Source organism: Pseudosulfitobacter sp. SM2401 (assembly GCF_042932805.1).
GTDB lineage: Bacteria > Pseudomonadota > Alphaproteobacteria > Rhodobacterales > Rhodobacteraceae > Ascidiaceihabitans.
On sequence record NZ_CP170633.1, the window covers coordinates 308168 to 332355 of the forward strand.

Below are 24188 nucleotides of genomic sequence, written 5' to 3' on the forward strand. Positions count from 1 at the left end.
ATTTGCCTTATGCTTGTTAAAGTAGTGTCAGAGTGACGGATTGGGACAGGGTTCGCAATGCACCTTGATGTGCAAGACCTCAGGAATTTTTACTATCGCAGCGCGCTGGGGCGGGCGGCGCAAAAATCGTTGCGTGAACGGATGCTGGGGCTGTGGCCCGAGGCCAAAGGCCAAACGGTTGTTGGCTATGGTTTTGCCGCCCCGCTGCTGCGCCCCTATCTAAAAGACGCGCGGCGTGTGATTGCGTTGATGCCGGGGCCGCAAGGCGTGATGCCGTGGCCTGCCAACCAGCCAAACGTCAGTGTGCTGACCGAAGAAACGCTTTGGCCGATCGAAACCGGACATGTGGACAAGCTGATCGTGTTGCACGGGTTGGAAACATCCGAACGCGCCTACGATCTGCTTGAGGAATGCTGGCGGGTGTTGGGGCCGGGCGGCAAGGCGCTGTTTATCGTGCCCAACCGTGCCGGCATGTGGTCGCGCCGTGATCGCACACCGTTTGGCTATGGGCGGCCCTATTCGGCCAGCCAACTGGAAACCCAGCTGCGCAAACACCAGTTTTTGCCAGAACGCCACGTCGGCGCTCTCTATCAAATCCCGTCGGCCAAGCGGGTCTGGATGAAATCCGCGCCGATGTTTGAAAAATTGGGCCGTCATACGCCGGGCATGCTGGCCGGTGGCGCGTTCATGGTCGAGGCGACCAAGCTGGTCTATCCGCCCAAAGGAAAAGTCGCACGTACCCGTCGCGCGGTCAGTGTGCTTGAGGGGTTAGGTCAGCCGGTGGTCAAGCCAGCGGCGAGTTAGACAATGGCGACATCATGAATGGCTTTTGAGCAAAGTAAAGTTGTCAGCGGACAGGACGCTAGACATGCCCTGCGGGACGTCGACAGCTACAAGAAAGAGCGACAAGTTCGCCTTGTCGGTCATCGCGCCGAATCCGGTTGCAGACACTGCTAACAGAATACCCAACGCGGATTTCCTGAAAATGACCGGTTTCAACCGTGCTCACGTACTGAATGACGCGTCACGCGCGCCAATCAAGCGACAGGAAGTGATCGGTTTTCTCAGTAAAACGAGCTTGGAATCAGGCTGCATTGCCAGATTTCGGGTCGGTTTATGAACTTTTATGGGTGCGCAAACGGTCGCACCCAAGGTAAGCTTATGAAATCATTGAAAAACCACCTAAAACGGGTGGAGGTATCTTATGTTGCGACGTGGCAAACCGTCTGCTACATCCCCCCTGATTTTGTCGCTTTGTGATTTGTTGTGTGCAATAACGGGCGGCGACCAACGACCCTACACGATGCACGGTGCATAAGATGTAGGGCAAGACTTCGAAAGGGTGGACGTGTCAGAACCAGCTTCGATTTCCACAGGCATCGCACAGCGTTATGCGACGGCCGTGTATGACCTTGCCGTTGACGGCAAGAAGGTCAAAGCGATTGAAACCGATTTGGATGCCTTGTCTCAGACAATGGCCGACAGTGGCGACTTTAACGCGCTGATCCATTCGCCGATCTATAGCCGCGAGGCACAAGGCAAAGCGATCACCGCACTTGCCAAAAAGATGAAACTCTCACCGATCATGAGCAACACCTTGGCGCTGATGGCGACCAAGCGTCGTTTGTTTGTGTTGCCACAGCTGGTCGCATCCTTGCGCGACATCATCGCTGAGGCCAAAGGTGAAGTAACTGCCGACGTCACAAGCGCCAAGGCGCTGACCAAGGCACAATCAGACAAACTGGCCAAGACGCTCAAAGCGCGCTTTGGCAAGACTGTGACTATCAATGCGACCGTGGATGAAAGCCTCATCGGCGGTCTTGTCGTTAAAGTGGGTTCGAAAATGATCGATACGTCGATCCGCTCGAAGCTGAATTCCCTCCAGAATGCAATGAAAGAGGTCGGATAATGGGTATCCAAGCAGCAGAAATTTCTGCGATTCTAAAAGACCAGATTAAGAACTTTGGTCAAGAAGCAGAAGTTGCCGAAGTTGGCCGCGTTCTGTCCGTCGGTGACGGTATCGCGCGTGTATATGGTCTGGACAACGTCCAAGCCGGTGAGATGGTTGAATTCCCTGGCGGGATCCAAGGCATGGCCTTGAACCTGGAATCCGACAACGTCGGTGTGGTTATCTTCGGCTCTGACCGCGACATCAAAGAAGGTGACGTTGTTAAGCGCACCAACTCGATCGTGGACGTTCCCGTTGGGGACGAACTGCTGGGTCGTGTTGTTGACGGTCTTGGCAATCCGCTGGACGGCAAAGGCCCGATCAAAACCAAAAAGCGCGGCGTTGCTGACGTAAAAGCACCGGGCATCATTCCACGTAAATCGGTTCACGAGCCGATGGCGACTGGTTTGAAGTCTGTTGACGCGATGATCCCGATTGGCCGTGGCCAACGCGAATTGATCATTGGTGACCGCCAAACTGGTAAAACGGCTGTGGCTTTGGATGCGATCCTGAACCAAAAATCCTACAATGAGGCCGCAGGCGACGACGAGTACAAGAAACTGTACTGCGTCTATGTGGCCATCGGTCAAAAGCGTTCGACTGTTGCTCAGCTGGTTAAAAAGCTCGAGGAAACAGGCGCGATGGAATATTCCATCGTTGTGGCCGCGACAGCGTCCGACCCTGCACCGATGCAGTTCCTCGCACCCTATGCCGCGACAACAATGGCAGAGCACTTCCGCGACAATGGCCGTCACGCGCTGATCATCTATGATGATTTGTCAAAGCAAGCCGTGTCTTATCGTCAAATGTCCTTGCTTTTGCGTCGCCCACCGGGCCGTGAAGCCTACCCTGGCGATGTTTTCTATCTTCACTCTCGCCTTCTGGAACGTTCCGCGAAATTGGGCGATGCGTCCGGAAACGGGTCTTTGACCGCTCTGCCGATCATCGAAACCCAAGGCGGCGACGTTTCTGCGTTTATTCCGACAAACGTGATTTCGATCACCGATGGTCAGATCTTCTTGGAAACTGAATTGTTCTATCAAGGCATCCGCCCTGCTGTGAACACAGGTCTGTCTGTTTCGCGTGTTGGCTCATCTGCACAAACCAAAGCGATGTCTTCGGTTGCGGGCCCAGTGAAACTGTCCTTGGCTCAGTACCGCGAAATGGCTGCGTTCGCGCAGTTCGGGTCTGACTTGGATGCCTCCACCCAGCAATTGCTGAACCGTGGTGCGCGTTTGACCGAGCTGATGAAACAGCCACAGTATTCCCCACTGACAAACGCAGAAATCGTCTGCGTCATCTTTGCGGGTACACAAGGGTATCTTGATAAGGTCGACGTTTCTGACGTGGGTCGTTTCGAGGCTGCAATGTTGGCGCACTTGCGCGCAAACAACGCGGACCTGTTGGCCGACATCACTGACAACGACCGTAAAGTTAAGGACGATCTGGAAACTGCAGTCCGGGCCGCTCTGGACGCATTCGTCGCTGACTTCGCATAAGGGGGCATAGCAAATGCCAAACCTTAAGGACCTTAAGAACAGGATCGCGAGTGTGAAAAACACTCGTAAGATCACTAAGGCCATGCAAATGGTTGCCGCGGCGAAACTTCGCCGCGCGCAAGAAGCTGCGGAGCAGTCACGCCCCTACACCACGCGTTTTAACGCTGTGATGGGTGGTTTAGCCGCGTCCGTTGGTGGATCAGGGTCTGCACCAAAATTGCTGTCGGGTACCGGCAGTGACCAAGTGCAGTTGCTGGTTGTTATGACATCGGAACGTGGTCTGTGCGGCGGGTTCAACACGAACATCGTCAAAAAGGCCAAGACGCATGCGGCGAAACTGATTGCGGACGGCAAGGACGTTAAAATCCTGACAGTTGGCAAAAAAGGTCGCGATCAGATGAAACGTGAATTCGGCCAATATTCGGTTGGTCACGTGGACCTGACTGACGTCAAACGGATCGGTTACACGGATGCACAAGGCATCGCCAAAGACGTTCTAGCCCGCTTTGATGCGGAAGAATTCGATGTGGCGACGATCTTTTTTGCGCAGTTCGTGAACGTTGTGACGCAGATCCCGACAGCACAACAAATCATCCCGGCGTCTTTCGAGGCACCAGAGGTTGATGCGACAGCAACGCTGTATGACTACGAGCCAAGCGAAGAGGCCATCTTGGCTGACTTGTTGCCGCGCGGCGTCGCCACAGCGATCTTTAGCGCGCTGTTGGAAAACGGAGCGTCCGAACAGGGCGCGCGGATGTCCGCAATGGACAACGCCACACGCAACGCGGGTGAGATGATCGATAAACTGACCATCCAATACAACCGTTCGCGTCAAGCCGTGATCACCAACGAGCTGATTGAAATTATTTCGGGTGCGGAAGCACTCTAGAGAGAACCGGAGAATTACGACATGGCAAATGCAGTCGGCAAAATCACCCAAGTCATCGGCGCCGTCGTTGACGTGCAGTTCGAAGACGATCTGCCACAAATTCTGAACGCGCTGGAAACAGACAACAATGGTCGCAAGCTGATCCTTGAAGTTGCCCAGCACCTTGGCGAAAACACAGTGCGGACCATCGCGATGGACGCCTCTGAGGGCCTCGTGCGCGGCGCACCTGTGACAGACACAGGCGCACCTATTCAGGTTCCCGTCGGCAACGGCACATTGGGCCGCATCCTGAACGTGACCGGTGATCCGGTTGACGAGCAGGGCCCTGTTATCGCAACTGAAACCCGTTCGATCCATGGCGACGCACCTGCGTTTGATCAACAGTCCACCGCGACTGAGATCCTGACAACAGGCATCAAAGTGATCGACCTTTTGGCCCCCTACACCAAGGGTGGTAAAATTGGTCTGTTCGGTGGTGCCGGTGTTGGCAAAACCGTTTTGATCATGGAACTGATCAACAACATCGCAAAGGTACACTCCGGTGTGTCCGTGTTTGCGGGTGTTGGTGAGCGGACGCGTGAAGGTAACGACCTTTACCACGAGATGATCGAATCCAACGTTATCGTCCCTGACAACTTGCCAGAATCGAAAATTGCGCTGGTTTACGGTCAGATGAACGAACCTCCCGGTGCGCGTATGCGTGTTGCTTTGACCGGTCTGTCCCTCGCGGAACAGTTCCGTGATGACACGGGTTCTGACGTTTTGTTCTTTGTGGACAACATCTTCCGCTTTACCCAAGCCGGTTCCGAAGTGTCCGCCCTGTTGGGTCGTATCCCATCTGCGGTTGGTTATCAGCCAACACTGGCGACCGACATGGGCATGATGCAAGAGCGCATCGCATCTACGAAAAACGGTTCGATCACTTCTGTGCAAGCCGTCTACGTGCCTGCGGATGACCTTACCGACCCGGCCCCAGCGACATCGTTTGCGCACCTTGATGCGACAACCGTTCTGGACCGTGCGATCTCAGAAAAAGGGATTTACCCTGCGGTTGACCCGCTTGGTTCCACATCCCGTTTGCTGGATCCGTTGATCATCGGCGACGAACATTACAAGGTGGCGACAGACGTGCAGCAAGTTCTGCAACGTTACAAATCCTTGCAGGACATCATCGCGATTTTGGGCATGGACGAATTGTCAGAAGAAGACAAACTGGCCGTTGCCCGTGCGCGTAAAATCGAACGCTTCTTGTCACAACCCTTTGACGTTGCAAAAGTATTTACGGGTGCTGACGGCAAACAGGTTCAACTGGAAGAAACGATTTCCTCGTTCAAAGCGGTTGTTGCCGGCGAATACGATCACCTCCCAGAAGGTGCCTTCTACATGGTTGGCGGCATCGAAGACGTGAAAGCAAAAGCCGAAAAAATGGCAGCAGACGCAGCCTAAGGAGCCGATACAATGGCAGACACAATGCAATTTGATCTGGTTTCACCGGAAAAGTCATTGGCCTCAGGGCCAGTGACTGCGGTGCAAATCCCGGGTGCAGATGGCGACATGACGGTTATGCCGCTTCATGCCCCCACAATCACCACGTTGCGCCCTGGTGTGCTGCGTGTTGAGGCATCTGCCGGCACAACCGAATACGTTGTGACGGGTGGTTTTGCTGAAATCAATGCAGAAGGCGTTTCGGTTTTGGCCGAACGCGCCATCGCCAAAGGTGACATGACAGCCGACGACATGGCCAGCATGGTTGCCGATGCACGCGCCGAGCTGAACAACGTCAAAGAAGTCTTTGACAACCAGCCTGGTCCAGTTGATGACGCTGCAAAATTGCTGGCCGATATGGTCGCAATGGGCGACGAGATTGGCCTGAGCGCGAAGTAATTCGAACTTACGTAGCGAAATGTTAGAAAAGGCCCCGATTGTGGGGCCTTTTTTGCATTCTGGGGGTGCGCAGGCGCATGCGTTTCATGTTAGCAAAGCGTGGCATATTGAAGTGAAGCCTTATGAAGCGATTGCGAAATCATTTAGTTGGAATTGACCAAGGCGACACTGTCTTGTTCTCAGATTTTGAAACCGACGGCGAAATGTGGACGGGGCGCGGCCAACGCGAACGCCGTAAACGCATCAAGTTCGGTGAAGCCTACCGCGCGCCTCCCGCCGTACACACCTCCGTCAGCCTGTGGGACATGGACGCCGCAACCGTGATCCGCGCCGACATCGGGGCCGAAGCGGTGACCGAGGATGGTTTTGATCTGGTGTTCCGCACATGGGGCGACACCCGCGTTGCCCGCGTGCGTATCGGCTGGATGGCGATTGGCGAGTTGTCCGACGATGACGATTGGGAATTGGACTGAGGCCTAGATGAATAGATGGCTGCATGCGGACGAAGCGAAAGTTCATCATGTATCCACCAATGGCTGCGTTCAAAACTGTAACGCCAGCAAGATAAGTGGTGTGGACTGAGACTGCTGCGGTTGTCTTAATAGATCCATCCCCTAAAGCAACGTGCTTAAACCAACTGATTGCACCAAATTCTTTAACATGTGTTCAAAGGTTTCCGCGCCCCTTCTCGGCGCTGAATTAAAGGCGCAGAATTTGAACGGCTTCAGTGATCCTGTAAATCTCTATGACGATGATGTTATTCGTGATCCTTGGCCACATTACGAACGTTTGCGCGAACTAGGTCCGATTGTGTGGATAGAAGCATTGGGCAACTACGCCTTCACACAATATGACACTGTCTGAAACGGTTTGCGCGACCATGAAACCTACATCTCCAGCCTCGGAGCCGCCGCAGATGATTTCGGCTGCACCCATCAACGCGTCAATGCAGTTGCCTCTGATCAGCCACGCCACACCATGTTGCGTGAGGCAATCCTACCTCCTTTGCTGCGCGATAATGTGGCGATTATGCGGCCCCGCATCCAAAGTGTCGCCGATGACATCGTCGCGGCTTGTGTACGCAAAAGGCAGTTTTGAAGCGATCATAGATCTTGCCCAACCCCTGCCACTAACAGTGGTGCGCGACCTGATTGGATTGCCCGACTTTGGTCGTGAAAATATGCTGAAATGGGCGAGTGCGGCTTTTGACATGCAAGGCATCCAGAATGCGCGTGGCCAAGCCGCGAGTCCCGTGATTGCTGAAATGAAAGAATTCATCGCAACAGGCGTCACACCTGAAACGTTGAAACCAGGAAGTTGGTCTCATTGGATCACCGAGATGGCGGCGCACGGAGAGATCGACCCCGAAATAGTGCCTTTTTCGATCAGCGACTACATCAACCCCAGCCTGGACACGACGATCTCTGCGATTGGGCACTTCATTTACCACGCAGGATCAAATCCCGACACGTGGGCTAAACTGAAGGAAGACCCGTCGCTTGCGTTGAACGCAGCCCATGCAGCGATCCGGATTGGAACACCTATCCGTTCATTTAGCCGGCACACATCCAAACCTGTCGAGATCGCAGGCCACCAAATCCCCAAAGGCGCGCGGGTGATGCTGCTCTATGCATCAGCAAACCGCGATGAAGCAGTGTTTGCGCAGGCCGGGCAATTCAATATTGAGCGCCGCAATGCGCGTCGCCACCTTGCCTTTGGTGCCGGTATTCACATGTGTGCCGGCATGCATCTGGCCTTGTTAGAGATCGAATGTTTGATCCTTGCAATGACGCAGCAGATGCCTGCTGTTCAAGTTGGTAAGCCTACAATAGCGATGAACAATTCAATTTGCGCATTCGCAAAACTACCTGTCCGTATACAGGGTTAATCCAATTTCAAAGGACTTCGACCATGCGTGTTGTCATAACCGGTGCAGCGACTGGAATAGGTGCAGAAACGGTCCGCATTCTGAAAGAAGAAGGCCATGAAATCTGCGCGTTGGACATTGTAGAACCCGCTGATGTTGATCAATGGGTCGAGGTTGATTTGTCCGATATGGACGCAATCACTGCAGCTTGTGCGCCGCTTTCTGGGCCGTTTGATGTGCTCATCAACAATGCCGGTTTGCCGCCACGACCCGTCAACCAAATCCAATTGCTAAGCGTCAATGTTTTCGGTTTACGTCAAGTGACCAGCCTGATGCTTCCTAAACTGAACGACGGGGCGCGCATTGTGAACACGGCCAGCCGTGCTGGACTGATGTGGCAAGGCAACATCGAAGAAGTGAAAGCGCTACTGGACTTGGATACCCCCTACGCTTTGCCCGATTTTCTGACGACACGAGGTATTGATCCAATGCGGGCCTACAACCTCGCAAAGGACGCAGTGATCGCCTACACAAAGGCATTGACCAAACCGCTGCTTGCAAGAAACATCCGTATCAATTCTGTTGGCCCCGCACCGGACGCCACTGACATTCTGGATGATTTCATGACGGCTTTGGGCGAAAGCGCAGCCCAAGCAATGGCTTTGCCCGGGCGCGCGGGAAAACCTGATGAGGTGGGGCAGGTCATCGCGTTTCTTGCGAGCGAAAAAAGTAGCTGGATCAAAGGCGAAAACATTCTGGTTGACGGTGGCGTCTCTGCAATGGTGACCAGCGCAGCACTTGGAGTATCCCAGAAAGTGTAGGCGGACTGCCGTCTCTACGAGGTTCACAGCTTTAACGACAAAATACGGCAATTAACGCTCTGGCCTCGAGGCGGACATTGACGCTACCAGTGTGTAAGCAGGAGAAAAACGTGACCAAAGCATCTGTTGAAGAGTCTCAGAAAAACGCCACCACGCGCCGCGCCAAAGGCGAGTTTGTGCGCGGCGTCAGTGGGTTTCGATCCGTGATTGGCGAAGACCCGAACTTTCCCGCAGAAACAGGGCGATATCACTTATTCGTCGCTTTAAATTGCCCGTGGTGCCACCGTGTAACGCTGGCCCGAAATGTTTTGGGCCTGCAGGACAGCATCACAATGGATGTGGCATTCCCAAGTCGCACAACAGACAATGATCCGATTGAACCGAACCGTTGGGAATTCAATCCGACCCGCGTCGCGTCCCTGACGGGCACGACTTTCCCTGAGTGCACAAACGAAACCGCAACAGGGCAGAATTTTCGTCTTGCTAAGCAAATATATGAGGCTGAAGGGTCGGATGAGGCCTCTGTCCCGATCCTATATGACAAAAAAACAAAACGGATCGTTGCGAACGAAAGCGCCGAAATCGTCCGGATGCTGAACGCGCAAGCGAAAGCTCTTGGCAGTTCATTTGCGGATGGACTGAGGCCAAATTTGTATCCGTTGGGTGACGAACATATCGCGCAACGTCGGGACATCGACGCACTCAATGACCAAATCTACGTCGCCATCAACAACGGAGCCTATAAAGCTGGCTTCTCATCAGATCAGGCGATTTATGCTGCGGCCTTTTCCAAGTACTTTGAAACGCTTGGAGCTTTGGAAGCACGGCTTGCCTCAGACAATCGACCATTCTTAACTGGTGATACCTTCACCGAGGCTGACCTGCGATTGTTTCCAACCCTTTATCGACATGATCCGGTGTACTACTTAAGGATGAAATTGAACGGTGCAAGAATTCTGGACTACCCGCATTTGTGGCGCTGGCTTTGCCGCCTCTACGCATTGCCGGGTGTCGCTGACAGCAACTCGTTGCTTCACTGTCGTCAGGGATACTTTGGCCGATCTTGGAACAATGTCGTGCCTCTGGGTCCCTTCAAGCCAATGTCCTATCCAGAAGCCTATGCGCATCCGGAACTCGCCGGTCTGGTCGATAAAGCGAAGAACGGTTGACTTGAGACAGACATTCGCTGCGTCGCAAAGTTTCGGCGAATTGGGCTCAACGCGGGCTTAGACTATACTGTCCCCGACAGTTCTCTAAATTTTCCACTGTCTCTAGAGGTTTACCTTCACTCCGCCGCATACGTCCCGTCGTAAATCGTGCCAAGGCTTTCGGCCTCAAACAGAGACGACACAGACGTGCCGTTCCAGATGTTCAGGATCGCTTGGGCAAAGATTGGGGCCGTGGGCACGATGCGGATGTTGGCCGCGTCGATGATCGCTTGGGTTGGTTGGATCGTGTCTGCGATCACCAGCGATTTCATCACTGAGCTTGTCACACGTTCAACCGCAGGGCCGGACATAACGCCGTGGGTGATGTAGCTGTGGACCTCTTTGGCCCCGTTTTCCATCAACACTTCGGCGGCTTTGCAAAGCGTACCAGCCGTGTCGACCATGTCATCCACGATCAAGCAAACCTTGTCTTGGACGTTACCGATGACGGTCATTTCAGCTATTTCGCCGGCTTTTTCGCGACGTTTGTCGACGATCGACAGCGGCGAGTTGATCCGTTTGGCCAATTCACGCGCGCGCGCTACACCACCCACGTCAGGCGATACAACCATCAAATCGTCCATGCGGTCTTTGAATTGGGTTTTGATGTCGAGCGCAAAGATCGGCGAGGCGTATAAGTTGTCCACCGGAATATCGAAGAAGCCCTGAATTTGCGCTGCGTGCAGGTCCATCGTCAGGACCCGTTCGATGCCAGCGCCGACCAGCATGTTCGCGACCATCTTGGCGGTGATCGGTGTGCGCGCTTTGGTGCGGCGGTCCTGGCGGGCATAGCCAAAATAGGGGATCACAGCCGTGATGCGCGAGGCAGAGGAACGGCGCAACGCGTCACACATGATCAGCAGTTCCATCAGGTTGTCATTGGCAGGGTTCGACGTGGGCTGGATAATGAACATATCCTCGCCGCGCACATTTTCGAACACTTCGACAAAGATCTCGCCGTCGTTAAACCGTTCGACGCGGGCATCAACCAGACCGGTCTGCACACCGCGGTGCATCGACATACGTCGCGCGATTGCGGCTGCCAAAGGTTGGTTGGCATTGCCCGTAATGAGCTTTGGTTCGACGATAGATGGCATGTGATGAGGTCCCCGGGGCAGCAACAGGATTGTGACAGATTCGTGATGGTCGCCCTCGCTTAACACGCCTATACCTGTGGGCAAAGCACAGGGTCGCTCTTGGCCCGAAAATCGGAGAAGTTTCATGGCTCATATCGACTATTATTTCGCAACCATTTCACCATTCGCCTATCTGGCCGGTCAACGCATGGAGGCGGTCGCGGCCAAGCACGGCGCGACAGTTGCGTACAAGCCGATGGATTTGATGCAGCTGTTCGGGCGCACTGGTGGTGTTGCCCCCAAAGATCGCCACATCAGCCGTATTGAATACCGCGCCATCGATCTGGTGCGCAGTGCGGCCAAGTTGGACATGGCGTTCAATCTGAAACCAGCGCATTGGCCGACAAACATGGCCCCGTCGTCTTATGCGATCATCGCGGCGCAAAACGCCGGTGGCGGTGATCTGGGCGCGTTGACCCATTCGCTGATGCGCGCATGCTGGGTCGAGGAAAAAGACATCGCCCAGGACGACGTGATCAAAGCGTGCCTGACCGAGGCCGGTTTTGATGCATCTTTGGCCGACAGCGGTTTGTTAGCGGGGGCCGAAACCTACGGTCGCAACCTCGAAGATGCCTACAACAGCGGTGTTTTTGGAGCCCCGTTTTACATCGTCGGCGACGAACGCTTCTGGGGTCAGGACAAGATCGAAGACCTCGACGCGCATCTGGCATCACTTGCGTGAACATCCACACGCACACACGTCAATTCGGGCAAGGGCCACGTCGCGCCCTTGCCATTCACTGCTCGCTTGCTCATTCGGGCACGTGGGCAGGGGTGGCCACAGCGTTGGGCGATCAACTGACAACGCTAGCCTATGATTTGCCGTGCCACGGCCGTTCGGGCGATTGGGACGGCACGGGTAACCTGCACGATCTGGCGACAGACATGGCGCGCGACCTGATCGATGAACCCGTCGATCTGATCGGTCACTCGTTCGGGGCAACTGTTGCACTGCGTTTGGCCATCGAAAGCCCTGAATTGGTCCGGTCGTTCACGATGGTCGAACCGGTATACTGGGCGGCTGCCGCGCTGGATGAACCTGAACGGTTTGCCAAGTCCATGGAAGGCCATGAGCATTTCGAAACCGCAATGGCGCGCGGCGATCGCATGGGGGCTGCGCGTGCGTTCAATCGTGCGTGGGGTGATGGAACGCCGTGGGATGATTTTGCCGAAACAGCCCGTCAGTACATGGCTGACCGAATCCATTTTGTTGCAGGCAGCAGCCCGTTCTTGGGGGATGATAGTGCGGGTTTGCTACAGCCGGGAGTGTTCGCGCGCGCAATCGCACCTGCGCTTTTGATCGAAGGTGGCGCGTCAGGCGACGTGGCTGACGCGATCAATTCGTCCATCGAACGGCGTTTGCCGAATGTCAGTCGCGTGGTGATTGACGGGGCAGGGCACATGGCCCCGATCACGCACCCTGAACCTGTGGCTGCGGCAATTGGGGATCTGCTGGCGCGCAGCTAAGGCGTGTCGGTTTTATGGGCGTCGTAACCGGCCTCAAGTTCGGATCGTAGGAAATCGCCGAAGTTGATCGTATCGAACACAGCATCGGTTTTACAGGACGCAAGCGGCGCGATATTTGTACTGACGTGCGGATCAAAAAAGAACGGGCACGAATAGCGCGCGCGCCCGGATCGATTGATCACCCGGTGCGGCGTCGATTTTAAGATGCCACTTGACCAGCGGTGCAACATGTCACCGACATTCAGCACAAAGCTGCCTTCGATTTTCGGGGCATCAACCCACGCACCGGACTGGGTTTGAACTTGCAAACCGCCGACGTCATCTTGGGCGAGGAACGTCAGAAACCCGAAGTCAGTGTGCGGGGCGGACCCGTACAGATCGTCACCTTGCACGGCATCTGTCGTCGGGTAATACAGCAGACGCAGCCACGTGGTTGGCGTTTCAAACGCGCCACTGAGGTCCGTTTCAGGCGCGCCAAGCGCCAATGCAAACACCCGCACCAATTTGCGTCCCAACGCTGTCATCGCATCGTGATAGGCCGTGACATTTGCACGAAAGTTGCGCACGTCCGGCCACTGGTTCGGGCCTGACAAATAGGCTTCTGGATCGGCGCGGATGTCTTCGCGCATCATCATAAAGCTCTCGGATTGGTTTGGGCGCGTGACCTCTGCCAAGGTCGATGTCACGTCTGTGGATGTGTTGATCGGGATGAACCCGCGATGGTTTTCATCCAATGCGATCTGCATCTTTTGGGTGTGTGGTAAGGCGTGAAAGCGGGCAGAGGCGGCAAAGACCGCATTGATCAGTGCTTGGTCAACGCCGTGCCCGGTGATGTACCCAAATCCGGTTGTCGCGTAGATGTCGCGCACGCGGTTCGCCAAAATCGTGAGGGCGTCCGGATCTGAACCATGAATGGCAGAAATATCCAGTACCGGAATTTCGGCAAAGTCATCCATGGACGCGCATCACAAATAGGACAGGAATTTGTCGGTGTTTTCATCCGTTCCAGCCCAATCACAGACCAAGCGCGCGGCGAGCATTTCGTCCGGGTCATCGCCTTCCAGCGATCCTTCCCAGATGTAATACATCGCGCCGGCGTCATGCAGGCGGTGGTGCGCAGATCGCGGGAAGGCGGCAAAGATCATGTTGGCCTCGACGGGGTGCAAGAAGGTCGCGCCTTTGGCCTTTAGCCCTTCGGCGAGTCGCGCGCAGTTTGCGTTGGCTTTTGTCGCTGCATCGATCCACGCATCGTTCGCCATGTAGCCGGCCATTTGGGCGGACAGGTAGCGGTGTTTGGAAAACAGGTGTGCCCCGCGTTTGCGACGTAATTCAAATTCCCAAGCCTTTTTGGGGTCGAAAAACACGACTGCCTCGACGCCCATGCACCCATTCTTGGTGCCGCCAAAACTGACAACATCGACGCCGGATTTCCACGTCATGTCGGCAGGCGTACAGCCCAGCGAAACCATCGCATTTGTGAACCGCGCGCCGTCCAGATGAACAGGCAGGTCGTAGTTTTTGGCCACGGCCGTCAACGCGCGCAATTCGTCCAAAGTGTACACGCCGCCACGCTCGGTGACTTGTGTGATCGACACCGGCCCGCGTTGGGGGCCGTGTACACCGCGCACTTCTTCGCCCTCGATCGAGCGGCGCAAAGCGTCCGGCGTCATCTTGTCGGATCCCGGCACAAGCGTCAGTTTGGCACCGCCTGCGTAGAATTCGGGTGCGTTGCATTCGTCCTCGTGGATGTGGGCAACGGGCGTACAAAAGATCGTCTGCCAAGGCTGCGTGTAGCACGCCAAAGCCAGTGAATTTGCCGCGGTACCGGTGGCGACCAGATAGACGGCCGCCTCGGGGGCTTCGAACGCGGTGCGGATTGCCGCGCGGACCTCGTCCATGATGTCATCGTTGCCATAGGGCATCGCGTAGCCGGTGTTCGAGTCATTCAGGCGTTGCATGATTTCGGGCAGCACTGGGCCGGCGTTGTCTGAGGCAAAAAACATCTAAAGTGGTTCCTCGATAATGTGGTCTTCCCAGTCTTCTTCGGGAATGTCGAATTCAGAGAGTGTGCGATTTTGAACGCTGACGCCAGCCTCGTGTACGGATTGATCCGAGCCACTGATCAGCGGGTGCCAGTCATACAGCGGTTTGCCTTCCCACAGCAGCCGATAGGCGCAGGTTTGCGGCATCCAATAGGCGTGTGTGTCGAGGTTTTCAGGTTTCAATACGATGCAATCAGGCACAAATTGGTGGCGATTGCCGTAATGCGCACAGCGGCAGGTCGCATCGTCCAGCAAACGGCAGGCGATATTGGTCAAGGCGACTTCACCGCTGTCGTCGTCTTCTAGTTTGTTCAGGCAGCATTTGCCGCAGCCGTCACACAGTGCTTCCCATTCATCCGGGTTCATTTTGGCAAGCGGTTTTCGCTCCCAGAAACGCTTGGCAAGCTTGCTCATAAAGCGCCCAGGATTTCGCGGGCGGTGACGCAATCAGCGTCCATCTGAGTGATGAGCGCATCTAACCCGTCGAATTTCTCTTCGCCGCGCAGATAGGCGACCAAAGCGACAGACAAATGCGCGCCGTACAGATCACCGGAAAAGTCGAAGATAAAGGTTTCCAAATTCGGGCGGTTTTCGCCAAACATCGGACGCACACCCATTGATGCGGCCCCTTGGTATGAACCCGCGTGCGGCCCGTCCAGCACGTCGACCAAGACGGCATAGACGCCAAAGGCAGGCGGGTGCAGGCCGTCGATCGACATGTTGGCTGTTGGATACCCCAGCTCGCGTCCGCGTTGCTCGCCGCCAATTACCGGACCTTCAATGCGGTGCCAGTGACCCAACATTGCGGCCGCGTCGTCGGGGCGCGCCTCGGTTAATGCGCGCCGGATTGCGGTTGATGACACCGTGTCGACGTCTTGGGCCAGCAGCGGTGCGATGGTCACGCCGAACCCCATTTCAGCGCCAAATGCGACCAAATCTTTGGCCTTGCCTGCGCGTCCTTTGCCAAAACAAAAATCAGCGCCGACAACTACATGCGCCAATCCCAAGCCATCACAGATCACTGTTTGTGCAAATTCCCGCGGGGTCAATGACGCAAGGCCAGTGTTGAAGTTGATCTCGTACAGCCGGTCAACGCCGATCTTTTCCAGACGGCTGGCGCGCGCCTCTGGGTTCATCAGGCGGAACGCGGGGGCATCCGGCGCAAAATACGCACGGGGATGGGGTTCAAACGTCAGAATGCCCAAAGGGGCGTGCGGTGCGGCATCGCGGGCCAAGTCAATCACAGACTGATGACCCAGATGGACGCCGTCGAAATTACCAATGGCAACGCTTGCGCCGCGGTCTTGGTCTTCGACAAATTGATAGTCACGGATAATACGCATAATCAGTGCCTAACGGGGCACTGAAAGGGACGCAAGAACCGCATCCCTTTTGAGGCTCAAAAACTACGTTTGGATCAGTCGAATTTGCGCGATGGGGCCATGACTGTTGCCTCGCCAATGACGACTTTTTTGCCATCGACAGAACAGTGGCAATCCAGTTTCACACGACGTTTGGAAAACTCGATGTCGGTGACTTTTACTTCTGCATAGACCAGATCGCCCGGACGCACGGGGGCCAAAAATTTTAGCGACTGACCCATGTAGATTGTGCCATGGCCCGGCAGTTGTTCACCTATCACAGCAGAGATCAAACCCGCCGTCAGCATCCCGTGGGCAATGCGCCCCTCAAAGATGGTGTCGTTGGCGTAATCATCGTCCAAGTGCACAGGATTGTGGTCCGTGCTGATCTCGGCGAATTTCTCGATATCTTCGTCGGTCACGACTTTGCGCAGGTAACGCGTCATGCCCATTTCGATGTCTTCGATGCAGATTGTGCCGCGGGGTAGATTGTCCAACATTTCACACTCCGGTAATTTTCAACAAGATGCCGTTACGGCCGTTGAAACTTTATTACTTTGCACGTGCAGAAATTCCAAGCGAAAAGTAGGTCAGCGCAGATGTCCTATTGTGAACGTCGGATTGGATTTTTCCGCTTCTAAATAGGCGGTTAGCAATTCAGAGTCCGGTTGGTGGGTGGTTTTTGTCTCGGCAGCGGCCAACCCACCCGAGATAAACAGAGAATCAATGTCTTCGCCCATGGCACCTGCAACGTCTGTCAGGACACCGTCACCGATGGCTAGAATTGAGGCATCAGGCACATCCGCGCCCAAGGCAAACAAACGACGACGGGCCAGATCATAGATTGGCGGATGCGGTTTGCCGAAATACAGGCTCTCGCCGCCCATTTCTGTGTACAACTGCGCCAACGCGCCGGCACACCATTCACGGACATCGCCGCGATCCACGATCAAATCAGGGTTGGCGCACAGCAATTTTAACCCCATTTGTTTCGCCAGCAAGAACTGTGGACGCATCACATCGGGATCAGCTTGTGGATCCACAGGACCCATGCAAACGATGCCTTCCGCCTGATCCAAAGGCACTTGGGTCACCTCAATCGGGTCTTGGACAATTTCGATAGGATCAAAGATCGCCTGATCATGGGGCTGGCCGATAAAGTAGACCTTTGAACCAACTGTGCCGCGAAACAACGCTGATCTCGCGCTGTCGCCGGAACTTGCGATATCGTCCCAACAATCACGCGCCACGCCAAAGGTCTCGAGCTGAATTTCGACGTTCGCGCGCGGGCGGGGGGAATTGGTGACCAAAATGACCTTGCCGCCCTGTTTGCGGTAATCCTGCAATGCGGCGACGGCCGATGGGATCGCCTGCACGCCATTGTGCACGCATCCCCACAGGTCGACAAAAAGCGCGTCATATCGGGCTGAAATTTCGGACAGGGCAGAGATGATCTGGGTCATAGAAAGGCTTTCTCTAAACAGGTTGCCTTGTCTGTAGCGGGTTGCGAGCGGATGTTTAAGGCTGCGCGCAAAGAAAAAGGCGCACCACAGCGCGCCTTACAGTTGTTTCATGCGGGTAAGATGTGCGTGTCGCACACCGCGGTTGTCAAACCTTCAGGTTCGGGATGATCTGCTTTTTCCGGCTCATGATGCCCGGCAAAACAACCGTGTCGCCAGAAATCGTCGCGCCAAAGCTTTTCTCGGCCACGGTTTTTACAAAATCGTTCGGCACGAGCAATGTTGCTTCTTCGTTCAGAATGTCGACCACAAACAGCAAAACCTGATCAGCGCCATCCTCGGTTGCCACATCCGTCATCGACGCCATCAGGCTGTCTTTGCGGTCCAGCACGATTTTTGGTGCCGTGGTTTCCAGAACCGACACGCGCAGCTGCTTGCCATCCACAGTGAATTCTTTGGAATCCATCCGTAGCAATTCAGCGTCCGAGAATTCTGAAACGTCGGATTTCGCCTCGAACATTTCCGCCGCGTAGGCTGCGATGTCGATGCCCAAATCTTTGGCCAGATCATGCGCAATGGCGCGGTCCTCGTCCGTTGTGGTGGGGGAGCGGAACTCAAGCGTGTCCGACAAGATGCATGACAGCATCGCGCCTTTCACGTTTGTCGGCATTTGCGCCATGTCCTTGCCGATCATTTTCCACATGATCGTCGCGGTGCAGGCCAGTGGTTCGATGCGAATGTCGATCGGGCCCGCTGTTTCCAGGCCGCCCACCAGCTTGTGGTGATCGATGATTGCGGTGATGTCACATGCGTTGATGTTTGCGGGTAATTCCGCCGGGTTATTCGTGTCCACGATCACAACAGAGGTGCCATCGGCCACTTCGGTCACGATTTCCGGCTTGTCCAGATTCCAGCGTTTCACGACAAACGCCGCTTCGGTGTTCGGTTCGCCCAGCAAAACAGGTCTTGCAGCTACCCCTTTGATTTCATTTAAATACCAAGCCCAAATGATCGGGCTGCCAGTGCTGTCCGTGTCTGGGGATTTGTGGCCGAAAACGAGCGTGCTCATGACGTTGTTCCTGTTACTAAGTCAAAGGATTTGCGCGCCTTATAGGGGGGCAATCCTGACTTGTCACCTGCGCGCGCGCGCAATGGTGTCACAGGCCTAATTCCGCGCGTTTCTTTTTGGTTAGTGCCGCGACAATCATATCGTAGGAATAGGTGATGTGATTGCGCAATTCCGTATCCGACAGGCCGGGGGATTTGTAATGCTGCACCCACTTCATGCCGCGCGACGCAAGGTAGGGGGCAGGGCGCACGCCGTCCAAATCTGGCAGGATTTCAAACGCCAAAGGTGTGACTTTGAATGTGAACGCTGGCTCGTCGTCGGCCCACCCACACAGCGCAAACAGTTTGCCTGCCACTTTCCAAACATCCGAATTGCCCCACTGCACCACATGGGTTGTCTGCGGCAGGCTTTGGCAAAAGCTGTTGAACTCGTCACGATTCATGTGGGCAGTTTAGAGGCTTGGGCTGCCCGTGCAAATGCTGTTAAATCGAAATCATGAGCAGTGTTAAAACCAAGCCACGCGAAACCGATCTTTACGCGCCCGTCAAAGGGTTCCTCGAGGAACAAGGTTATGTGGTGAAATCCGAAGTCGGGGCCGCCGATGTTGTTGCGGTGCGTGGGGCCGAGGCACCTGTGATCGTAGAACTGAAGTTGGGGTTTTCGCTGACACTGGTGCACCAATGCGTCGCGCGTTTGGGCGTCACGGACGATGTCTACATGGCTGTGGCCACGGGCAAAGGTAAACCGTTTCAAAAGTCGCTCAAAAACATGACCAAGCTGGCGCGCCGGTTGGGGATCGGACTGTTGACGGTCCGGTTGCGCGATCAGCTGGTGCAGGTCCATTGCGACCCCGGCCCCTACGTGCCGCGCAAGAACAAAAAGCGCGAAGGTCAGTTGCTCAAGGAATTCGCGCGCCGTGTTGGTGATCCGAATGATGGCGGGCAAACACGTGGCGGTTTGATCACGGCCTACCGCCAAGACGCGATGAAACTGGCGTTGCATTTGTTTGAAATCGGGGCCAGCAAAGGGGCGGATGTTGCACGCGAAACCGGGGTTGAGCGGGCAACGACAATGATGCGCGATGACCACTACGGCTGGTTTGAAAAGGTCGACAAGGGTGTTTACGGATTGACGCCAAAGGGGGCCGAGGCGGTCGCGCTGACAGACGCCGTTCTCGGAGGATAACGGGTAAGGTGTGCGTGTCGCACACCAATCTGGCCTCAATCCAATTTTGCAAATGGCTTAGGGTAGATCAACGTACCGGTCGGCGCATCAGCATCATTTCCGACGATCATCGTGTGGCCAATCGGGTACGGCGTGGTCAGTTTTCTGGCTTGGGCCAATGAAAACCCTGCGCGTTCGTAAAACGGCACGGCCCCCAAAACCACAACGGTTTGACTGCTCAGTTTGGCCCATTCGCACAACATTCCCATCATTCGCAAACCATAGTTGCGCCCTTGGACATCTGGCGCGATGGCCACCGGTGCGAGGCACAGCCATCCATTTGGGCCGACCATTTTTGACAGCGCATAGTACCCGACGATCCGCTCGCCCATTGGCAGTACAGTTTCGCCTGCGATGTCACCGGATTTGCGCAGCGCGTGGACAAGGTTAGCTTCGTCGTTCGTATCGAACGCGATTTTTAACAACGCATCGACGGCGTCTTCTTCGCCTTTGCGCATCTCGCGGGCATGATCGGGAAACTGAAGCATGTGTAATCCAAGCTGTTGGTTTAGAGCGCGTTACGACTCAATTGCTTTGATCATATCGACCCGTGTGGCATGACGGCCACCTTCGAATTCTGCGCTCAAAAATGCATCCACGATATCCAGCGCTAGGCCCAAGCCAATCACTCGTGCCCCAAGCGAGAGCATATTGGCATCGTTGTGCTCGCGGATCATGCGGGCTGAAAATGTATCAGAGCACACACCACAGCGGATGCCCTTTACTTTGTTCGCAGCCATCATAATGCCTTGCCCAGTTCCGCACAGGATGATCCCAAGCTGACATTCGCCAGAGGCCACACGCCGTGCTGCGGCTTCACCGTGTTTGGGATAGTGTGTGCTTTCGGGTGTTGTTGGTCCGATGTCGATCACCTCCCAACCTTGCGCTGCAATGTGATCGGCAATCGTTTGGCGCATTGGAATATCGGCGTGATCGCTGGACAGAACGAGGCGGGGTTTGGCGGTCATGGTAAAGTGTTCCTGTGTGCTAAAGGCAGTCTAGCTTTTGGGAATGGACCTAAATGACCCGTTTCAGCATGTACATTAAAAATCGTCTTGTTGTTGGATGTGGACATCTATGGCAAACGAAAAAGGGCCGCCCGAAGGCAGCCCTTTGCGATAATTTTGACGTAGAAGTCTTTCGCAAAAGCGAAAAGGCTTCTTACATCATGCCGCCCATGCCGCCCATGTCAGGCATTGCAGGTGCGCCGCCGCCGTCTTTGGCGGGGCGATCAGCAACCATTGCTTCGGTTGTGATCAGCAAGGATGCAACGGAAGCTGCGTCTTGCAGTGCAGTACGCACAACTTTGGCCGGATCGATAACGCCGAATTTGAACATGTCGCCATATTCTTCTGTCTGTGCGTTAAAGCCAAATGACAGGTCGTCGCTTTCGCGAATTTTGCCAGCAACAACCGCGCCGTCAACACCAGCGTTCTCGGCGATCTGACGCAAAGGCGCTTCGATGGCTTTACGAACGATAGAGATACCAACGTTTTGGTCGTTGTTTACGCCGGTCAAACCTTCAAGCTTTTTCGCGGCTTGAACCAGAGCAACACCACCACCGACAACGATACCTTCTTGAACCGCGGCACGTGTCGCGTTCAATGCATCGTCAACGCGATCTTTGCGTTCTTTAACTTCGGTTTCGGTCATGCCACCAACGCGGATAACAGCAACACCGCCGGCCAATTTGGCAACGCGCTCTTGCAGTTTTTCACGATCATAGTCGCTGTCTGTTTCTTCGATTTGCTGACGGATCTGGGATACGCGCGCTTCGATTTCTGCAGTTTCGCCAGCGCCATCAATGATTGTTGTTTCATCTTTGGTGATGTTGACGCGCTTGGCTGTGCCCAGCATGTCCATTGTGACGGACTCAAGCTTCATGCCCAAGTCTTCGGAGATCACTTGACCGCCTGTCAGAACAGCGATGTCTTGCAACATGGCTTTGCGGCGATCGCCGAAACCAGGTGCTTTGACTGCAGAGATTTTCAAGCCGCCGCGCAGTTTGTTCACAACCAGAGTTGCAAGCGCTTCGCCTTCAACGTCTTCGGCGATGATCATCAGAGGCTTTTGGCTCTGAATAACTTGCTCGAGCAATGGCACCATGGACTGCAAAGAAGACAGTTTCTTCTCGTGCAGCAAGATCATGCAGTCTTCCAGTTCAACCGTCATTTTGTCAGCGTTTGTGACAAAGTAAGGTGACAGGTAGCCGCGGTCGAATTGCATGCCTTCAACAACATCGGTTTCTGTTTCCAGACCTTTGTTCTCTTCGACAGTGATAACGCCTTCGTTGCCAACTTTTTGCATCGCGTCTGCGATTTGCTGACCGATTTCGGCTTCGCCGTTTGCAGAGATGGTGCCAACCTGGGCAACTTCTGCAGAATCGCTGACTTCACGTGCCGCCGCTTTGATCGCTTCAACAACAGTTTTTGTTGCCAGATCGATGCCGCGCTTCAGGTCCATCGGGTTCATGCCAGCCGCTACCGACTTCATGCCCTCTTTTACGATCGCTTGGGCCAAAACTGTGGCGGTTGTTGTACCGTCGCCAGCTTCGTCATTGGTCCGGGAAGCAACTTCCTTAACCATTTGTGCGCCCATGTTTTCGAACTTGTCTTCCAGTTCGATTTCTTTCGCCACGGATACACCATCTTTGGTGATGCGCGGTGCGCCGAAAGATTTGTCCAAGACAACGTTACGACCCTTTGGGCCCAGTGTTACTTTGACGGCATCCGCGAGGATGTTCACGCCGTTGAGCATCCGGTTGCGGGCATCTGTGCCGAACTTTACGTCCTTACCAGCCATTTATATTCTCCTTAAGAGTATTCAGAAATTGGGAAAGGCGCGCCGCAGCGCACCCAGTATCAAGCAGCGCGGTCGCTTACTCGATGATGCCCATGATGTCGGATTCTTTCATCATCAACAGCTCTTCGCCGTCGACGGTGACTTCTGTACCGGACCATTTGCCAAACAAGATTGTATCGCCAGCTTTTACAGCCATGTCGATCAATTCGCCGCTGTCTTTACGTGCGCCTTCGCCCGTGGCAACAACTTCGCCTTCGCTTGGTTTCTCTTTTGCGCTTTCTGGGATGTACAACCCACCAGCAGTTTTTTCATCGCTTTCCGTGCGGCGAACCAGCACGCGGTCATGAAGCGGTTTTAATGCCATCTTTGCAGCTCCTTAAGGCTCAAAGTTTCCGATATGATCCCGTTGGTGGGATCGTTAGCACTCAAGATCATCGAGTGCTAACGACGCTTAGCTAGGCAGTGACCGACGCAGAGTCAACAGTTGGAAAATCAAAAACCGGTCCAATCGAGGCTGGGCCTTTGATTGCTCGTATTAACCCCGGTGGGAACACGTCTCACGAAAAGGTTTGATGCAGATCCGTAAGGTGGTCCTTGGCCCACCACGCGTTTGCGCCTAAAGGAGCGTATGCGTTTAATCCTGCTCACCATCCTGACCATGTTGGCCTTTGCCTCGAACTCCGTCCTGAACCGGTTGGGCGTTGGGGGGGGGCACATTGATGCCGCCAGTTTTGCAGCTGTGCGGATGCTGGCAGGGGCGGTTGCGCTGTCCGTGATCCTGATGGCGCGTGGTGGCGCGTTTCCCTTGCTCGAACGATCAAGGATTATCGGAACGCTTAGCCTCGCCGCTTACATGATCGGGTTTTCGCTGGCGTATGTTTCGCTGGACGCCGGGCTGGGCGCGCTGATCCTGTTCGGCGTGGTTCAGGTCTCGATGTTCGTGTGGGGTGCCGTCACTGGCACGCGTCCAACACTGCGCCAGATCTGTGGGGCAAGCATAGCATTTGGCGGTCTCGCCGTCGCCCTTTGGCCGTCCGAGGGCCGCTCAACAGACCCGATGGGGGCCGCGCTGATGGTCGTCGCAGGTCTTGGCTGGGCTGCATACACTTTGGCAGGGCGCGGGGCCAAAGCGCCACTTCCCGCAACCGCCGCCAACTTTATCCTCGCCACACCTTTGATGTTGTTGCCACTGATTGGCCAGGAATTGAACTTGTCCGCATACGGCACTGTTTTGGCGGTCGTCGCAGGTGCTGTAACCTCTGGCCTTGGCTACGCGCTGTGGTATTCTGTTTTGCCGCACATGCAGGCCAGCACCGCCGCAGTTGTGCAGCTAAGCGTACCGATCATTGCGATTGCAGCCGGTGCGCTTTTGCTTGGTGAAACTGTAACCGTGGTCATTGGCCTCGCGGCACTTTTGGTCGTGGGCGGCATCGCTTTGGCTGTCACCTCTAGGCCTGCGCAGTGATTGTCGTTACGGCACTTGGGCTTTGCACCCATTCCAACGCACACCC

28 protein-coding genes are annotated in these 24188 nt (G+C 55.1%); 14 read left to right on the forward strand and 14 right to left on the reverse strand.

From position 1 onward, the window contains the following. Window positions 1-57: 57 nt before the first annotated feature. Window positions 58-804, forward strand: coding sequence for a methyltransferase domain-containing protein (locus tag ACFIO0_RS01565; protein WP_390912947.1), 747 nt, complete (start codon window positions 58-60; stop codon window positions 802-804). 12 nt (window positions 805-816) lie between these two features. Here ACFIO0_RS01565 and ACFIO0_RS01570 read toward each other — a convergent pair whose 3' ends face one another. Next, the gene (locus ACFIO0_RS01570; protein ID WP_390912949.1) at window positions 817-969 is read right to left on the reverse strand and encodes a hypothetical protein; all 153 of its coding nucleotides are present in this window, start codon (window positions 967-969) and stop codon (window positions 817-819) included. 379 nt (window positions 970-1348) lie between these two features. Here ACFIO0_RS01570 and ACFIO0_RS01575 point away from each other — a divergent pair, with 379 nt between their 5' ends. The 9 genes from ACFIO0_RS01575 to ACFIO0_RS01615 all read left to right on the forward strand — a co-directional run bounded on the left by ACFIO0_RS01575 (window position 1349) and on the right by ACFIO0_RS01615 (window position 10077). After that, complete coding sequence (locus tag ACFIO0_RS01575; protein ID WP_390912951.1) at window positions 1349-1909, forward strand: F0F1 ATP synthase subunit delta; 561 nt, start codon at window positions 1349-1351, stop codon at window positions 1907-1909. After that, window positions 1909-3447 carry a F0F1 ATP synthase subunit alpha gene (gene atpA / locus ACFIO0_RS01580; protein ID WP_390912953.1) on the forward strand — a complete coding sequence of 513 codons (1539 nt, stop codon included), beginning with the start codon at window positions 1909-1911 and terminating at the stop codon, window positions 3445-3447. The genes ACFIO0_RS01575 and atpA overlap by 1 nt, the downstream gene beginning before the upstream one ends. Window positions 3448-3460: 13 nt before the next feature. Continuing rightward, window positions 3461-4336, forward strand: a complete 876-nt coding sequence (locus tag ACFIO0_RS01585) for a F0F1 ATP synthase subunit gamma (RefSeq protein ID WP_390912955.1) — start codon at window positions 3461-3463, stop codon at window positions 4334-4336. A 21-nt stretch (window positions 4337-4357) separates the two neighbouring features. Then, on the forward strand, window positions 4358-5782 hold the full coding sequence (gene atpD / locus ACFIO0_RS01590; RefSeq protein WP_390912957.1) for a F0F1 ATP synthase subunit beta: 1425 nt from the start codon (window positions 4358-4360) through the stop codon (window positions 5780-5782). Between the two features lie 12 nt (window positions 5783-5794). Next, on the forward strand, window positions 5795-6220 hold the full coding sequence (locus tag ACFIO0_RS01595; protein WP_390912959.1) for a F0F1 ATP synthase subunit epsilon: 426 nt from the start codon (window positions 5795-5797) through the stop codon (window positions 6218-6220). 122 nt (window positions 6221-6342) lie between these two features. Further along, entirely contained in the window at window positions 6343-6693 is a 351-nt protein-coding gene (locus ACFIO0_RS01600) for an H-type lectin domain-containing protein (RefSeq protein ID WP_390912961.1), read from the forward strand. Between the two features lie 584 nt (window positions 6694-7277). Then, window positions 7278-8108 (forward strand): cytochrome P450, encoded by an 831-nt coding sequence (locus tag ACFIO0_RS01605; protein ID WP_390912963.1) that lies wholly within the window; start codon window positions 7278-7280, stop codon window positions 8106-8108. Between the two features lie 23 nt (window positions 8109-8131). Beyond that, window positions 8132-8908, forward strand: a complete 777-nt coding sequence (locus ACFIO0_RS01610; protein WP_390912965.1) for an SDR family oxidoreductase — start codon at window positions 8132-8134, stop codon at window positions 8906-8908. A 203-nt stretch (window positions 8909-9111) separates the two neighbouring features. Next, window positions 9112-10077, forward strand: coding sequence for a glutathione S-transferase C-terminal domain-containing protein (locus ACFIO0_RS01615; RefSeq protein WP_390912966.1), 966 nt, complete (start codon window positions 9112-9114; stop codon window positions 10075-10077). 116 nt (window positions 10078-10193) lie between these two features. Here ACFIO0_RS01615 and ACFIO0_RS01620 read toward each other — a convergent pair whose 3' ends face one another. Beyond that, window positions 10194-11213 (reverse strand): ribose-phosphate diphosphokinase, encoded by a 1020-nt coding sequence (locus ACFIO0_RS01620; RefSeq protein ID WP_390912968.1) that lies wholly within the window; start codon window positions 11211-11213, stop codon window positions 10194-10196. A 124-nt stretch (window positions 11214-11337) separates the two neighbouring features. On the opposite strand from ACFIO0_RS01620, the gene ACFIO0_RS01625 reads away from it, so the two are divergent. Then, window positions 11338-11934 (forward strand): DsbA family protein, encoded by a 597-nt coding sequence (locus ACFIO0_RS01625; protein ID WP_390912970.1) that lies wholly within the window; start codon window positions 11338-11340, stop codon window positions 11932-11934. After that, the gene (locus ACFIO0_RS01630) at window positions 11931-12719 is read left to right on the forward strand and encodes an alpha/beta fold hydrolase (RefSeq protein WP_390912972.1); all 789 of its coding nucleotides are present in this window, start codon (window positions 11931-11933) and stop codon (window positions 12717-12719) included. Before ACFIO0_RS01625 ends, ACFIO0_RS01630 begins: the two co-directional genes overlap by 4 nt. On the opposite strand, the gene ACFIO0_RS01635 is transcribed toward ACFIO0_RS01630, so the two are convergent. The 8 genes from ACFIO0_RS01635 to ACFIO0_RS01670 form a co-directional block, all read right to left on the reverse strand. Next, entirely contained in the window at window positions 12716-13675 is a 960-nt protein-coding gene (locus ACFIO0_RS01635) for a 2OG-Fe(II) oxygenase family protein (protein ID WP_390912974.1), read from the reverse strand. The two genes, ACFIO0_RS01630 and ACFIO0_RS01635, sit on opposite strands and share 4 nt — an antisense overlap. Before the next feature lie 9 nt (window positions 13676-13684). Then, the gene (locus ACFIO0_RS01640) at window positions 13685-14722 is read right to left on the reverse strand and encodes a beta-eliminating lyase-related protein (RefSeq protein WP_390912976.1); all 1038 of its coding nucleotides are present in this window, start codon (window positions 14720-14722) and stop codon (window positions 13685-13687) included. Continuing rightward, window positions 14723-15175, reverse strand: coding sequence for a YcgN family cysteine cluster protein (locus ACFIO0_RS01645; RefSeq protein ID WP_390912978.1), 453 nt, complete (start codon window positions 15173-15175; stop codon window positions 14723-14725). Continuing rightward, window positions 15172-16104 carry a bifunctional riboflavin kinase/FAD synthetase gene (locus tag ACFIO0_RS01650; RefSeq protein ID WP_390912980.1) on the reverse strand — a complete coding sequence of 311 codons (933 nt, stop codon included), beginning with the start codon at window positions 16102-16104 and terminating at the stop codon, window positions 15172-15174. The genes ACFIO0_RS01645 and ACFIO0_RS01650 overlap by 4 nt, the downstream gene beginning before the upstream one ends. A 74-nt stretch (window positions 16105-16178) precedes the next feature. After that, complete coding sequence (locus ACFIO0_RS01655; RefSeq protein WP_390912982.1) at window positions 16179-16622, reverse strand: MaoC/PaaZ C-terminal domain-containing protein; 444 nt, start codon at window positions 16620-16622, stop codon at window positions 16179-16181. 90 nt (window positions 16623-16712) lie between these two features. Continuing rightward, window positions 16713-17585, reverse strand: a complete 873-nt coding sequence (locus ACFIO0_RS01660; RefSeq protein ID WP_390912984.1) for a TIGR01459 family HAD-type hydrolase — start codon at window positions 17583-17585, stop codon at window positions 16713-16715. A 145-nt stretch (window positions 17586-17730) separates the two neighbouring features. Further along, window positions 17731-18651, reverse strand: a complete 921-nt coding sequence (locus tag ACFIO0_RS01665; protein WP_390912986.1) for a manganese-dependent inorganic pyrophosphatase — start codon at window positions 18649-18651, stop codon at window positions 17731-17733. 88 nt (window positions 18652-18739) lie between these two features. Then, window positions 18740-19093 (reverse strand): MmcQ/YjbR family DNA-binding protein, encoded by a 354-nt coding sequence (locus ACFIO0_RS01670; protein WP_390912988.1) that lies wholly within the window; start codon window positions 19091-19093, stop codon window positions 18740-18742. Between the two features lie 53 nt (window positions 19094-19146). Here ACFIO0_RS01670 and ACFIO0_RS01675 point away from each other — a divergent pair, with 53 nt between their 5' ends. Continuing rightward, the gene (locus tag ACFIO0_RS01675; protein WP_390912990.1) at window positions 19147-19836 is read left to right on the forward strand and encodes a DUF2161 family putative PD-(D/E)XK-type phosphodiesterase; all 690 of its coding nucleotides are present in this window, start codon (window positions 19147-19149) and stop codon (window positions 19834-19836) included. Window positions 19837-19871: 35 nt separating this feature from the next. Here the strand turns inward: ACFIO0_RS01675 and ACFIO0_RS01680 are convergent, their stop codons facing one another. From ACFIO0_RS01680 to ACFIO0_RS01695, 4 genes are all read right to left on the reverse strand, one after another. Then, entirely contained in the window at window positions 19872-20363 is a 492-nt protein-coding gene (locus tag ACFIO0_RS01680; RefSeq protein WP_390912992.1) for a GNAT family N-acetyltransferase, read from the reverse strand. Between the two features lie 30 nt (window positions 20364-20393). Next, the gene (gene rpiB / locus ACFIO0_RS01685) at window positions 20394-20843 is read right to left on the reverse strand and encodes a ribose 5-phosphate isomerase B (protein ID WP_390912994.1); all 450 of its coding nucleotides are present in this window, start codon (window positions 20841-20843) and stop codon (window positions 20394-20396) included. Between the two features lie 193 nt (window positions 20844-21036). Further along, complete coding sequence (groL, locus tag ACFIO0_RS01690; RefSeq protein WP_390912996.1) at window positions 21037-22677, reverse strand: chaperonin GroEL; 1641 nt, start codon at window positions 22675-22677, stop codon at window positions 21037-21039. Between the two features lie 76 nt (window positions 22678-22753). Then, window positions 22754-23041: a co-chaperone GroES gene (locus tag ACFIO0_RS01695; RefSeq protein WP_390912998.1), complete on the reverse strand. Its 288-nt coding sequence runs from the start codon at window positions 23039-23041 to the stop codon at window positions 22754-22756. A gap of 264 nt (window positions 23042-23305) precedes the next feature. Here ACFIO0_RS01695 and ACFIO0_RS01700 point away from each other — a divergent pair, with 264 nt between their 5' ends. Continuing rightward, on the forward strand, window positions 23306-24142 hold the full coding sequence (locus ACFIO0_RS01700; RefSeq protein ID WP_390913000.1) for an EamA family transporter: 837 nt from the start codon (window positions 23306-23308) through the stop codon (window positions 24140-24142). Window positions 24143-24188: the final 46 nt, after the last annotated feature.